We start from the raw sequence: 12,853 nt of genomic DNA, 5'->3' as shown, positions 1-12,853 counted from the left end.
GCGGGTAGTCTTGCCGAGCGGCTGTTGCTCGAAACTACCCGACCCCCGCCCGGCCGGGGGTCCGGCGAGCTCGCCGGTCGCTGTCGTCGAAGGGGGTCAAATGTGGAGGACCACCAGGCCGTTCGGGGCCGGGAGGGTGCCCGGGGTGACCTGGGTGAAGGTGCGGGGGAGGGTGAGGCGGGGGCGGTCGGGGTCAGGTGGGGCGTCGGCCTCGAAGAGGTAGGCCGCCGCCGTCGCGGGGTCGCTGACCAGGTGGGGGCCCTGTGGTGCGGTGGCGCGGGTCAGCGGGGTGCGGAAGAGCCGGCCCAGCAGGCGCAGGGTCTCCGGGGTCATGCGGGTGGCGGACGCCGGGCCGGGCGGGGTGGCCGGCGGGTGCGGGGCGGCGGAGCGGGCGGGCGCGGGATCCGGAGCGGTCGCGGGGGCGGAATCCGGGGTGTCGTCCGGGGCGGGGTCCGGGGGGATGGCGCCGGACAGGAGGAGGGCCAGGAGGACCGGTACGGCCTTGCTGCGCAGGGTCTCGGCCGCGGAGCGCAGCCGGTGCGCGTGGTTCGTCGGCAGCGAGAGCGCGAAGCTCCCGGCGGCGCCGCCGGTGGCGATCGGCACCGCCGCGCAGACGACCCCGGGGGAGTGCTCGCGCAGGTCGAAGACGGGAGTGCCGGGGGCCACCGCGTCCAGGGCGCTGAACAGGCTCCGGCTGTCGGTGATCGTCCGCGCCGTCAGCCGGGCCGGGCGGTGGCGGGCCGCGTGGTCGGCCCGGTCCCGGTGGTCCAGCGGGGTCGGCAGGCACGTGCCGACCGCGTCGGCGTGCGCGGCCGCCCGGAAGTCCACCCACTCCCGCCCCGGCGGAGCCCCCGGTCCGTCCGCCATCTGCGTGATCCGGACCTCGCCCTCCGCGTACCGCCTGAGGCACACGGCGGCGCCCGCGCTGTCACGGGCCAGCGCGAGGGTGCGCTGGAGCTGCCCCGCCAGGCCCGTGCCGCCCGGGGCGGCGAGCCGGTCCAGGGCCGGGCCGCGCGCGTACACCCCCGCCCCGGGCCGGTAGGCGTACTGCTCCTCGCACAGCATGGCCAGGAGCGGGCGCAGCGCCGCCTCGGTCAGGCCGGAGTCGCGTGCGAGCCGGGTGGTCCGCACCCCCAGGGGGTGCCGCTCCAGGACCCGTACGACGGCCAGTGCGCGCCGCGCCTCCGCCAGGGCCCCGCCCGGGTCGGCCTGGACGACCGTCCCCCGCGCGGCCGACGTCAGCGCGGGATGCCGCAGCGGGCCCGGTCCGGGGCCGGGCCCGCGCGCCGGGAGCGGGGGCGGCGGCAGGAAGGCGGCGAGCACCGCGGGCAGCCCTGCCCGGGGCAGCGGCACCGGGCCCAGGTCGGGGTCGTCGGGCTGGTCCACGTAGCGCAGGACGGCCGCCTGGGCGCACAGGCGTACCTCGCGCAGCTCGCGGCGCCCGCCGGGGCGGAAACCCCGCCGCCCCAGCTCCCGCGCCCAGAGCCGGGCGTCGTGGTGTTCGCCGCGGCGGGAGTGGTCGAGGAAGAGGCAGTACGCGGCGGGGGCGGTGCGCGGGCTGCCGGAGCCCGCGGCGAACTGCCACCAGAAGCGGGCGCCCTCGCGCAGCCCCGCGAGGTGCAGCAGGCAGCCGAAGACCACCGCCCCGGGCAGGTCGCCGTGATGGCCGTCGGTGAAACGCCCGAGGTCGTGCGCGGCGCGAGGGTCGCAGACCACGGCGAGGCAGGCGGCCTTGAGGTCCCGGCGCGCCCGTTCGGAGTCGAGGGGACAGTCCCGGGCCGGGTCGCTCCAGCCGAAGGGGCGGCGCCGGTTCCTGACCGTCGTCACGGTCGCGCCGGGGGCGCGCGGGACGCGCAGCAGCCGGGACTCGGCCGCCCCGAGGTCGTAGTGGGGGTAGCGGTCGCGCACGCCCGCGAGTGCCAGGAACTCGGCCAGCGCGCGCGGGGGTCCTGCGGGGGCGCCGTCGGCGTCGGTCTCGCGGGGCCTCATGATCCGGCGGACGCGTCGAGGAGCCGGGCGAGGCGGCGGTGGGCCTGGCCGAGCTGGGAGCGGACGGTGGCCTCGTCGACGCCCATCACGGAGGCGGCCTCGCCGGGGGTGCACTGGAGTCCGTAGCGCAGCATCACGGCGTCCCGCTGGCGCTCGGCGAGGCGGGAGACCGCCGAGTAGAAGCGGATGGTGTCGGTGAGCACCTCGTACTGGTCGGCGTGGGCCTCCTTGAGGGCCGCCTCGAAGGCGCTGGTGTCCATCGGCTCGGGCCGGTGGTGGCGGGGGTCGCGGCGCCGCTGCCAGTCGACGATCCGCTGTTTGAGGACGGTCCAGGCGTAGGCGTCGAGCCGGTCCATGTGCAGCATGCGGAGCCACTCGTTCATGATCGATTCGAAGGCGGCGTCCACGGCGTCCTCGGCGGCCGTGTCGGAGCCGAGCTGGAGGTACGCGAAGCGCATGTACGCGGGCCGCCGGTTGGCGTGGAAGGCCCAGTACGACAGGCGTGCGGTCGGACTCCACTGGCTCATGGGCGTCGGCTGCCGCCTGCGGCTGGGCAGTCCCACGGCCCCGCCGGACTCCTCCGGTCCGCCATCATTCACCGTTCCCCACCTCATCCCCTGGCCGGGTCCATGGAAGCAGCGCGGGCGCACTCGGAGGGCGCAGAGAAGAAACCTGGAAATATTACGTTTGGTGGTGATCGATTGGTGATCGATATCGATCGATCGGCGGCCTGGCCAGCGCGTACGCATATGCCGGGGCGCGGGGCGGACCCGTGGCGGGTGCCTGCCGTGGACACGGCGTGTGACCATCCCATGATTCACTCGTTTGTCTGACCGTGGCCACAACACCGCGTTCCGGTTCCGGGCAGCCCGGCCGGCCGACCGAGCCCGTGTCCCCGCCGTACCCGGCGCCGCCCGCGCCCCCGGGGCGGTCGGCCCTCGAACGGGCCGAGGCGGTACTCGTCGAGCAGTACCCCCGGCTGGTCCGCCTCGCCTACGTGACCCTCCCGCCCTCCCTGGGCCGGCACACCCGGGTCCTCCTCGCGCACCGCGCCGTCCAGCACGCGCTGCCCGGAGGGCCCGGCGGCCGTGACCCCGGCGGCCCCGACAGCCCCGGCGGGCCCCTGGAGGAGCTGCGCTTACGCGTCCTGCGCACGGTCCTCGCCCCCACCGGACGGGCCCGCCGCCTCCTGGCCCGGACCGGCCGGCCGCTCACCCCGCCCTTCGTGTGGGGGCTGCGGCTGTGGCCCCCGGCGGGCGGCATCGACGAGGCGGCCCGGCTGCTGGGGGAGGCGCCCGGCCCGGTCCGGGCCGCCTTCGTCCTGCACCGGATCGACGGACTGCCCGAGGAGGCGGTCGCCCGGGTGCTGGGCGCGGCCGGGTCGGCGGGTGCGGCCGGAGCGGCGGACGCCGTGCGGGAGGCGCTGGCCGTACCCGTGGGGGAAACGCTCCTGCGGGCCCTGCGGAAACCGGAGTTCGACGCCAGCGTGGTCAGCGCCCGCCCCACCGACCTGCTGCGCCGCCGCCGCGGGGTCCGCGCCGGGTGGGCCGCGGCGGCCGTGCTGGCCCTGGTCTGCGGGGTCCTCGCGGCCGACTCCTCGCCCCCGCGCACCGAAGCGGCCCCGGCGGCCGGACCCGTCGCCGCCGGGGTGCTCGACCCCGCCCGGCTGGGCAGGGTCCCGGCCGGGGCCTGGGCCGACACCGCCCGTGTGGACTTCACGGCCTGGCCCGCCCGGGGCTCCCGGACCGGCGACCGGGCCCTGCTCACCCGGGCCCTGGGCGCCTGGGCGGCCCGGCCCGGCGGGGTCCGCACCACGGCCGCGCCCGGCACCCCGACCGATCCGCCGGGGCACCCGCCCCAGCTGCTGTACGCCGGGAACGTGCCCGGGGCGGAGCGGGGGGCGGGTACGGCGGCCGGTACGGCTACGGCACCGGCGGCCGGGGCGAGCGCGGCGCAGGCGCCCGGAGGAACGGCCGCCGGGGCGGGGCCGGGGGACGGGCCCGGCCCCGCGACGGCGGTCGTGGTCCTGCTCGACGGCGACCGCGTGGTGCGCTACACCGAGACCACGCGCGGTCCGCGCGGCCCGCGCACCCTCGACTTCGCCCGTACCGACGAGGCGGGCGTCACCACCGCGGCCGCCCTCGCCCTGACCCGCGACCGGGGCGGCCCGGCCGCGCGCTACCTGCTCGCGCCCTGGATCGCCACCGCCGCCACCCTCGACCTGCTCCGCGCCGGGGACCCCGCCCGGCCCCTGGCCGTGGCCGCCGACGGGGTCACGGCCCCGGCCGCCGTCCCCCGTGGCACAGGGGCCTGCGAGGCCTGGCCCGCGCTCGAACTGACCTCCTCCCCGCGCATCGTCGAGAAGCACTCCTTCGTCCTCGCCGACCTGGGCGGGCTCACCCCCGTCCACCTCACCTACACCCCGCTCCCCGACGGCCCCGCCGCCGTGCCCGCCCGCCAGCCCCGCGAAGCCACCGGACCGGCCGCCCGCGCGGCCTGGGCTCCGGGCGCCTGCGGGCTGCGCGAGCTGAGCGGCGGCGGCGTCCGGGCCGTGAACGTCTGGGACTTCGCCGACACCGAACTCCCCGACGGCGCGGGCCGGGCCACCTGGAGCTGCACCCGGGCCTCCGGCTGGGCCGGCCCCGGCGACGTCCTCGTACGGCTGCGCCCGCCCGCCGGGCCCCCGCAGGAGGTGGTCCGGGCGCGGTCCACCGCCGCCTGCGGCCGCTTCGGCCAGCACCTCCTCGTGGGCACCCGGTGGCGTTCCCCGGCGGGCCACTGGTACCAGCTCGCCGCCGGGAGCCGCGAGGTCGCCGCCATCACCGCGACCGGCGCCGTCCGGGCGGAGGTGAACGGCCGCAGCCTGACCGCCCCCGCCGGACCCGAGGGCGCCCCCGTCGCCCTGACGGGCCGGCTCACCGGCGGCGCCCGGATCACCGCCCTCGACGGAGGGGCGGGCGGCCGCGACTGAGGGCCCGCAGGGTCACCCGGCGCGGGGTGCCCGTCCCCCGGACACCGGTCGGGGGCTCCGTACCGCGGCTGTAACATGGGCCCATTGCGAGGGCCGTGACGCAGAGGTCACTGCCCTCGCTGTTTTTGCGTCACGTCCACCCGGACGAAATGCGGGCGCGTGCCCTTTCGGCGGTTCGATACGATGAACCGCATCACAATCCGTCACGGCACGCCGTTACGCATGAACCCGTACAAATGAAACGAATGGAGCATCCGAGGATGGCTCGACACCTGATCACCAGCGCGCTTCCCTACATCAACGGGATCAAGCACCTGGGCAACATGGTCGGGTCGATGCTTCCGGCGGATGTGTACTCCCGGTACCTCCGCCAGCGCGGCCACGACGTCCTGTACATCTGCGCCACCGACGAGCACGGCACCCCCGCCGAACTCGCCGCCAAGGAGGCCGGGATCTCGGTCGCCGAGTTCTGCGCGCAGGCGCACGACGCCCAGAAGGCGGTCTACGACGGCTTCGAGCTGTCCTTCGACTACTTCGGCCGCAGCTCCTCCGAGCAGAACCGCGAGATCACCCAGCACTTCGCGCGCAGGCTCCAGGAGAACGGCTTCATCGAGGAGCGGGCGATCCGGCAGGTCTACTCGCCGGTCGACGGCCGCTTCCTGCCGGACCGCTACGTCGAGGGCACCTGCCCGCACTGCGGTTACGACAAGGCCCGCGGCGACCAGTGCGAGAACTGCACCCGCGTCCTGGACCCCACGGACCTGATCGAGCCCCGCTCGGCCATCTCCGGCTCCACCGAGCTGGAGGTCCGCGAGACCACGCACCTGTTCCTGCGCCAGTCCGCGCTCCAGCACGAGGTCGAGGCCTGGGTCGCCGAGCACGAGGAGGAGTGGCCGCAGCTCGCCTCCTCCATCGCCCGCAAGTGGCTGACCGAGGGCCTGCACGACCGCGCCATCACCCGTGACCTCGACTGGGGCGTCCCGGTGCCCGCCGACACGTGGCCCGAACTGGCCGCCGAGGGCAAGGTCTTCTACGTCTGGTTCGACGCCCCGATCGAGTACATCGGCGCCACCAAGGAGTGGGCCGACCTGGACCCGGCGAACCGCGACTACAAGGCCTGGTGGTACGAGGCCGAGGACGTCCGCTACACCCAGTTCATGGCGAAGGACAACGTCCCGTTCCACACGGTGATGTTCCCCGCCACCCAGCTGGCCACCCGCGAGCCGTGGAAGAAGGTCGACTACGTCAAGGCCTTCAACTGGCTGACGTACTACGGCGGCAAGTTCTCCACCTCGCAGAAGCGCGGCGTCTTCACCGACCAGGCGCTGGAGACCCTCCCGGCCGACTTCTGGCGCTACTTCCTCATCGCGAACGCGCCCGAGTCGGACGACTCGTCGTTCACCTGGGAGCACTTCGCCGCCACGGTCAACAAGGACCTCGGCGGCACCCTCGGCAACTTCGTCAACCGGGTACTGACCTTCTCCCGCAAGAAGTTCGGCGACGAGGTCCCCGCGGGCACCGCCGCCGGCGCGGCCGAGGCCAGGCTGGGCGAGCAGATCGCCGAGCTCCTCGCCGAGTACGAGGGCCACATGGAGGCCCTCCAGTACCGCAAGGCGGCGGCAGCGCTGCGCGCCCTGTGGTCGGCCGGAAACGCGTACCTGGACGAGAAGGCCCCCTGGCTGGAGGTCAAGACCGACCTGGAGGGCGCGGCCCTCACCCTGCGCACCGCGATGAACCTCATCCACCTCTACTCGGTGGTCTCCGAGCCCCTCATCCCGGCCTCCGCGCGCGCCATGCGCTCCGCGTTCGACCTCGCGGACGACACGGCGGTGTGGGTGACCCCGGAGCAGGCCAAGTCACTGGACGCGGTCCCGGCCGGAACCCCGTTCACCGTGCCGCCGGTGCTCTTCGCGCGGATCACCGAGGAGGACCTGGAGTCCTACCGCGAGCGCTTCGGCGGTTCCCCGGAGGCCTGACGGCCCCGCCGCCAACGGCTCCCCGAAGGGCGCGACCTGCCGAGGTCGCGCCCTTCGGCGTGAACGGCGGCCGCGGCCCGCGGGACCGGCCGGGGTAGGGAAAACCCCACCACGAAGGCTCCGCCTGGGCGTGCAGACCCGAGGAGGCCGCGCGGCTGGAATGGGTCCATGACCCCTTCCGCCCGCCCGCTCCCGCTCGTGGCCTCCCGTCTCCTGCCCGCCTCGTCCACCGCCCGGTGGACCGCCGGCTGGCTCCTCGCTGCCGTCTGGGCGCTGGCGTTCCCCCTGTTCTCCCCGCTCGGCCCGCACCGGCTGTGGGGCTGCTGCGCGGCCGCGGGATACCTGGTGGCCGCCGGGGCCACCGCCCTGGGCCGCCCGCGCTCGGCGCGGGCCGCGGCCCTGACCGGAGCCGTCGTCCTGCCCCTGCTCTACCTGGTCCTCACCGGTCAGGGCCAGTCGGAGGTGGGCGTGATCGAACGGTCCGGGCGGCTCCTGCTGGAGTCCGGACGGCTCTACGTGGACCGGCCCGCCGGAGTCGAGGAGTACACCCCCTACCTGCCCGGCATGGCCCTCCTCGGCCTCCCGCGCGCCCTGCTGGGCGGCGGCGACGGCTGGACGGTCCGCCTCCTCGGCGACGCCCGGATCTGGTGCGCGGCGGCCCTGTTCACCTCCCTGTGGGCCGGCCGCCGGATGCTCGGCGCTCCCCCCTCGCCGCTGCTCCCGCTGCTGGTGGCCTCTCCGGTGGTGGCCCTTCCGCTGGTGGTGAGCGGGGTGGACCTGCCGCTGGCGGGACTGTGCTGCCTGGCGCTCGCGGCGGCCGTCTCCGGCCGTCCGGCGGTGGCCGGGGCGGCGCTCGCGGCGGCGTGCGCCATGAAGTGGACCGCGCTGCCCGCGGTGGCGGTGGCCGTCGCCGTCCTCGGGGCATGTCGCGGCGCGCGGGCGGCGGTGCGCTGTGCGGCGGTGGCGGTGTCCGGCACGGCGGTGCTGGTGCTCCCGGGGGTGCTGCTCCAGCCGGCGGAGCTGTGGCGGCAGGTGTTCGCCTTCCCGACGGGCCGGGCGGACGTGCCGACCCCGGCGAGCAGCCCCCTGCCGGGGCACCTGCTCGCCGGACTCGGACCGTGGGGCTGGCACGTGACGGTGGCCCTGCTGACCCTGGCCGGACTGGGGGTGGCGCTCTCCCTGTGGGCGCGCCCGCCGCGCACGGCCGTCGCCGCCGCCGACCGGCTCGCGCTGGGACTGACCCTGGCCTTCCTGCTGGCCCCGGCGGGCCGCTTCGGCTACCTGGCACTGCCGCTCCTGCTGGTGCTGTGGGCCCGCTCCGTCACGCCCCGGCCGCCCGTCGCGTCCCGGATCGTGGCCCGCTCCCGGGCGCGGGAGCCCCGGGCGGCCGGGGCGGCGTAGGGTCTGGTCATGCGCCACACCACGCTGACCGAGCACGCCCGTTGCATCTGGGGCGACGAGTACGGACCCACGCCCGAGTGCGATCGCCAGGAGCACGACTCGTCGTACTTCGTGGAGGAACTGACCTTCGCCGGGCCGGACGAGATCATCGCCATGATCCGCGAGCTGTGCCCGGCCGTGGTCGACGGCCTGCTCCCCGTGTGGGTCCGCAACCTGGCCTACCGGCTGCTCCTGCTGCAACGGCCCGACGACCCGGCCCTGATCAGGGAAGCGGCCTTCAACCTGGAGGCGCACGGCCCCTCCTGGGACGAGATCGCGGAGGAACTCCGCGCCCGCGCGGACGCCCTGGACCCGGAGGAAACCAAACCCTGGGGCACCTGGCTGCGAGGGAGCAGGGCGTAGGGGGTGCCCGGAGGATCAGGCGGGGCGTGCCGGGAGTCCCGGCCCCTGTCCCGGTCCGCCGGACGTCCCCTCGGTCCCGTCCCGGCCCCGGAGGTGGGCCAGGACCGCCAGGACGCGGCGGTTGCCCTCCGTCGGGTCCAGGTCCAGTTTCGTGAAGATGCTGCCGGAGTGCTTCACGACGGAGGCCTCGGTGATGAACAGCCGGGCCGCGACCGCCTGGTTGTTGAGGCCCTCCGCCATCAGCGCGAGCACCTCCCGCTCGCGGGGCGTCAGGCGGGCCAGCGGCCGGTCGGCGGCCGTCGGCGGCGCGAGCAGGACGCGCACCACCTCCGGGTCGATGACCGTCTGGCCGCCGTGGACCCGTTCCAGGGCGTCGAGGAACTCGGTCACCTCGCCGACCCGGTCCTTGAGCAGATAGCCCAGCCCGGCCGCCGAAGCGCCGGTGAACAGCTGGGCCGCGTACGCCGTCGCCACGTACTGGGAGAGCACCAGGACCGGCAGCGAGGCGTCCCGGGAGCGCAGTTCGAGCGCGGCGCGCAGCCCCTCGTCGCGCAGTCCGGGCGGCATCCGGACGTCCGTGACGACCACGTCGGGCCGCTCGGTCTCCACCGCCTCCAGGAGGGCGGGGGCGTCGCCCACGGCGGCGATGACCCGGTGGCCGCCGAGGGTCAGCAGCTCGGTCAGGCCGGCACGCAGCAGCACGGAGTCCTCCGCGAGGATCACACGGAGCACGGGACCTCCACGCGCAGTTCGGTCGGACCGCCCACCGGACTGGACACCGTCAGCCTGCCCTGCAACATCGCCACCCTGTCCGCGAGACCCGCCAGGCCCGCTCCCGCGCCGGGATCGGCCCCGCCGCGGCCGTCGTCCGTGATGGTGAGGGTGAGCCGGTCCCCCTCGACCCTACCGGCGACGCCGACGTGCGCGGCCCCGCTGTGTTTGGCGGCGTTGGCGAGGGCCTCGGTGACGGTGAAGTAGGCGGTCGTCTCCACGGCATCGGGCAGCCGGGGCAGGCCGCGGAGGTCCACCGTGACCGGGACGGGATGGCGCAGCGCCACCTCGGCGACGGCCGCCGCCAGGCCGTGGTCGGTCAGCACCTGGGGGTGGATGCCGCGGACCAGGTCCCGCAGTTGCTCCAGCGCCAGCTTGGCCTCGGCGCGCCCCCGGCCGACCAGGGCCGTGGCCTGCGCCGCCTCCGGGATCCCGCGCAGCCGCAGCTCCGCGAGGCCCAGGGTCATGCTGAGGGCGACCAGTTGTTGCTGGGCCCCGTCGTGCAGGTCCCGTTCGATGCGCCGCCGTTCCGCCTCGAAGGCCTCCACGAGCCGGACCCGCGACCGGGTCAGCTCCAGCACCCGGCCGTCCTCCTCGTGCGGCCCGAGCAGCAGCCGGGCCGTCTTCACCTGCGCCCCGGCGATCAGCGCACCCGCGTACGCCGCGAGCACCAGCCCCGCCAGCCCGGCGGCCGTCCCGCCCAGCGCCTCCAGCGGCCCCGTCACGGCCCGGCCGGGTATCAGCATCACCGGCTCCGGGGCCAGCGCCCACACGACGGCCGGTGACACCACGAGGAGCAGCGAGAACGCCACCAGCGCCAGCACCCCGAACCCGGCCGCGCCGAACACGGCCCCCAGCAGGGCGGCGTAGCCCAACTCCCGCCAGGTGGCCCGTTCCCGCAGCCGGGTGCGCAGCCAGGCGGCGGCGCCGGCCCCGGCGAGCGAGGTGTGCGGATCGGCGACGGGAGCCGGCTCGACCCACCGGAGCCTGCGCCGTTCCAGCTCGGCCAGCGGCACGGCACCGGCGACGGCGGCCGGCAGCAGCAGGAGTCCGATCCCGGCGACCGCCAGCACCACTCCGAGTCCCACGAGCAGCACCAGGGCGACCAGCACCGCGTACCCGAGGGGGAACCCGCTGCCGAGGTACGCCCAGCACCGCCACGGCCACCACGACCGCAGGAACCGCCACGGCCGCCGCCCCGCCGCCCACACGGCCACCGGAGGAGCGGGGAGCGGGGTGGTGGTACCGGACATGGGCCCCAGCCTAAGGGCTGTGGCGCCCGGTTCGACGGGCCCGGGGAATGGTCACCTGCGCCAGAACAGGTGGTGCGTCACGCCGCTCGGGCTGGGCACGACCTCCAGGTGGAACCGGTCGAGCAGTTCGTCCGGTGATTCCCACAGCCGCAGTCCGGACCCGAGCTCCACCGGCGAGACCGCCACGTGCAGGGTGTCGACGAGGTCGGCGTCGAGGAACGCCCGGACGGTCGTGACCCCGCCACCGAGCCGGACGTCCTTGCCCCGGGCCGCCTCCCGCGCCTGCTCCAGGACCGTGGCCGGGTCGCCGTCGACGAAATGGAAGGTGGTGTCGGAGAGCGAGAATGAGGGACGCCGGTGGTGGGTCATGACGAACACGGGGGTGCGGAACGGGGGCTCGTCCCCCCACCAGCCGCGCCACTCGTGATCGTTCCAGGGCCCGCGCTGGGGCCCGAACTTGTTGCGGCCCATGATCTCGGCACCGATGTTGACCGCGTAGTCCCGCGTGAAGTGGTCGTCGAGGCCCCGACTGCCCCCGGGATCCGTGCGCATGGGCCAGCTCGCCGTGGCGCCGGCCCAGGCGAACAGCCTCCCGGGATCGACGTGGCCGAACGGATTCTCGAAGCTCTGATCCTCACCGGCACCGATGCCGTCGGTCGAGACGTTGAAGTTCTGGACCCTCAACAGCTGAGCCACGCGTTCCTCCTGTGTTGTCGGACGACGACAGTGAGACTGGTCGCGCCCGGAAAACTCATCGCCGCGTCCGTGACCGATCGCACAACGGGCCATCCCGCGTCCTGATTCGTCAGGTTCAGGCGGTTCAGGTGGTTCGGGGGTTCATGGTGGCGACGAGTGCGGCGTCCTCGCCCGGAACCCCGGAACCCCGGGACCCGCCCGGCACTGCCGCCGAGGCTCCGGCGTGACCCGAGGGCCGCGCCGACTCCGGCGGCTAGCGTGGGGGCCATGACATCCGCGACGCGCCCGGCCGTAGACCAGGCCCCCGCAGACCCGGCCGCGACCGACGAGGCCCTGGCCACCCAGCCCATCGGCTACTGGAGCGGCCTGGCCCACGCGAAGGTCACCCGGCACCTGCGCGACGCCCTCGCCCGGATCGACGTCACCCAGCCCGAGTACTGGGTGCTCAACCGCGTCCACGGCGGCCCGTCGGCGCCCACCCGCACGGAGGCCATCGTCCAGCTGACGCCGCTCGCGGACGACCCGGACGAGATCGCCCGGGTCGTCGACCGGCTCGTGCACCGGGGCTGGCTGTGCGCCGACACCGGGCAGCGGCTGTACCTCACCGGGGCCGGGGAGGCGGCCAGGGCGCGGGTGAGGGGCGTGGTGACCGAACTGCGCGCGGTGGTCCACGAGGGCATCGCCGACGAGGAGTACGTCGCCGCGCTCCGGGTGCTGCGCACGATGATCGCCAACGTGGAGCGCGCGGACGGGGCCTGATCCCGCGGGTCCGCGCCCGCGGGGCCCTTTCCGCCGGCCCGCCCCGCCCGACCGCCCCGCCCGACCGTTCCGCCCGACCGTTCCGTCCCCGCACCCCGTCTGACGGAAGGTCAGGCGGGGTCCGTGTTCTTCCGGCCGTCCCGAAGTCACCCTTCGAGGGCGGATCTTGACCTGACTGCCGCGTGTCGAACCGGCGCCTTGATCGTTTCTTCAGCCGTAACCCTCATATCGGCTGCCGAATCGGGAGGAGCGCGGTGACGGCTTGGCAGTACTTCGCCGGGGCGGGTCTGGTGGCGGTGCTCTGCCCCCTGCAGGGCCATGTGGCGGTCGCGGGCGACACCGACGGCCACGGCCACGGCCGAGGGGCCCGGCTGGACGTGTGCGTGCCGGGCGGGCATCCGGAGCCGCCCGTCGTACGGCCGCCCGTCTCGCCGCCGCCCGAGGTGCCGGGGCCGCCCGTGGCCGTTCCCTCCGTGCGGGTGACCCTGCCCGGCGTGCAGCGGCCCACCGTGCACCACCCCGGGGAGGCCCCCGGCCTTCCGGGGACGCCCGCGCCCGACGCCCCCGTGCCGGACGCCCCGGCGCAGCCGCCCACGGCTCCGCCGGCGCCCGGGCCCGGACCGGAGCCGGTCCCC

10 protein-coding genes and 1 pseudogene are annotated in these 12,853 nt (G+C 75.7%); 6 read left to right on the top strand and 5 right to left on the bottom strand.

Going from position 1 to position 12,853, the window contains the following annotated elements; translation table 11 throughout:
* Window positions 1–96 precede the first annotated feature (96 nt).
* Together ACEPPI_RS37395 and ACEPPI_RS37390 are read right to left on the bottom strand one after the other, a co-directional pair.
* The gene (locus ACEPPI_RS37395; protein WP_373919725.1) at window positions 97–1,989 is read right to left on the bottom strand and encodes an IclR family transcriptional regulator C-terminal domain-containing protein; all 1,893 of its coding nucleotides are present in this window, start codon (window positions 1,987–1,989) and stop codon (window positions 97–99) included.
* Entirely contained in the window at window positions 1,986–2,588 is a 603-nt protein-coding gene (locus ACEPPI_RS37390; protein ID WP_373919724.1) for an RNA polymerase sigma factor, read from the bottom strand. The genes ACEPPI_RS37395 and ACEPPI_RS37390 overlap by 4 nt, the downstream gene beginning before the upstream one ends.
* A 236-nt stretch (window positions 2,589–2,824) precedes the next feature.
* On the opposite strand from ACEPPI_RS37390, the gene ACEPPI_RS37385 reads away from it, so the two are divergent.
* The 4 genes from ACEPPI_RS37385 (at window position 2,825) to ACEPPI_RS37370 (ending at window position 8,739) form a co-directional block, all read left to right on the top strand.
* The gene (locus ACEPPI_RS37385) at window positions 2,825–4,960 is read left to right on the top strand and encodes a hypothetical protein (protein ID WP_373919723.1); all 2,136 of its coding nucleotides are present in this window, start codon (window positions 2,825–2,827) and stop codon (window positions 4,958–4,960) included.
* Window positions 4,961–5,220: 260 nt separating this feature from the next.
* Window positions 5,221–6,936: a methionine--tRNA ligase gene (gene metG / locus ACEPPI_RS37380; RefSeq protein WP_373919722.1), complete on the top strand. Its 1,716-nt coding sequence runs from the start codon at window positions 5,221–5,223 to the stop codon at window positions 6,934–6,936.
* A gap of 168 nt (window positions 6,937–7,104) precedes the next feature.
* Window positions 7,105–8,337 carry a glycosyltransferase 87 family protein gene (locus tag ACEPPI_RS37375; protein ID WP_373919721.1) on the top strand — a complete coding sequence of 411 codons (1,233 nt, stop codon included), beginning with the start codon at window positions 7,105–7,107 and terminating at the stop codon, window positions 8,335–8,337.
* A gap of 9 nt (window positions 8,338–8,346) precedes the next feature.
* Complete coding sequence (locus ACEPPI_RS37370; protein WP_373919720.1) at window positions 8,347–8,739, top strand: hypothetical protein; 393 nt, start codon at window positions 8,347–8,349, stop codon at window positions 8,737–8,739.
* Between the two features lie 15 nt (window positions 8,740–8,754).
* On the opposite strand, the gene ACEPPI_RS37365 is transcribed toward ACEPPI_RS37370, so the two are convergent.
* The 3 genes from ACEPPI_RS37365 to ACEPPI_RS37355 are packed head-to-tail and all read right to left on the bottom strand — an operon-like array spanning window position 8,755 to window position 11,459.
* Window positions 8,755–9,471, bottom strand: coding sequence for a response regulator (locus tag ACEPPI_RS37365; protein ID WP_373919719.1), 717 nt, complete (start codon window positions 9,469–9,471; stop codon window positions 8,755–8,757).
* Window positions 9,459–10,763, bottom strand: coding sequence for a sensor histidine kinase (locus ACEPPI_RS37360; RefSeq protein ID WP_373919718.1), 1,305 nt, complete (start codon window positions 10,761–10,763; stop codon window positions 9,459–9,461). Before ACEPPI_RS37360 ends, ACEPPI_RS37365 begins: the two co-directional genes overlap by 13 nt.
* Window positions 10,764–10,814: 51 nt before the next feature.
* Window positions 10,815–11,459, bottom strand: coding sequence for a dihydrofolate reductase family protein (locus tag ACEPPI_RS37355; RefSeq protein WP_373919717.1), 645 nt, complete (start codon window positions 11,457–11,459; stop codon window positions 10,815–10,817).
* Between the two features lie 267 nt (window positions 11,460–11,726).
* Between ACEPPI_RS37355 and ACEPPI_RS37350 the strand changes: the two genes are divergently transcribed.
* Both ACEPPI_RS37350 and ACEPPI_RS37345 read left to right on the top strand, forming a co-directional pair.
* Complete coding sequence (locus tag ACEPPI_RS37350; RefSeq protein ID WP_373919716.1) at window positions 11,727–12,218, top strand: MarR family winged helix-turn-helix transcriptional regulator; 492 nt, start codon at window positions 11,727–11,729, stop codon at window positions 12,216–12,218.
* 254 nt (window positions 12,219–12,472) lie between these two features.
* Window positions 12,473–12,853 (top strand): annotated as a pseudogene (locus tag ACEPPI_RS37345) (hypothetical protein); the annotation flags it as partial.

This window comes from Streptomyces sp. AB3(2024), from assembly GCF_041862025.1.
Lineage (GTDB): Bacteria > Actinomycetota > Actinomycetes > Streptomycetales > Streptomycetaceae > Streptomyces.
The sequence above is the reverse complement of the archived record's forward strand: the minus strand, read 5'-3'. Positions and strand labels throughout refer to the sequence as shown.

Bases quoted from the DNA above. Each gene is read 5' to 3' on its own strand.
- ACEPPI_RS37360 (WP_373919718.1), bottom strand. From the start codon at position 10,763: ATGTCCGGTACCACCACCCCGCTCCCCGCTCCTCCGGTGGCCGTGTGG.
- ACEPPI_RS37395 (WP_373919725.1), bottom strand. From the start codon at position 1,989: ATGAGGCCCCGCGAGACCGACGCCGACGGCGCCCCCGCAGGACCCCCG.
- ACEPPI_RS37375 (WP_373919721.1), top strand. From the start codon at position 7,105: ATGACCCCTTCCGCCCGCCCGCTCCCGCTCGTGGCCTCCCGTCTCCTG.
- metG (WP_373919722.1), top strand. From the start codon at position 5,221: ATGGCTCGACACCTGATCACCAGCGCGCTTCCCTACATCAACGGGATC.
- ACEPPI_RS37350 (WP_373919716.1), top strand. From the start codon at position 11,727: ATGACATCCGCGACGCGCCCGGCCGTAGACCAGGCCCCCGCAGACCCG.
- ACEPPI_RS37370 (WP_373919720.1), top strand. From the start codon at position 8,347: ATGCGCCACACCACGCTGACCGAGCACGCCCGTTGCATCTGGGGCGAC.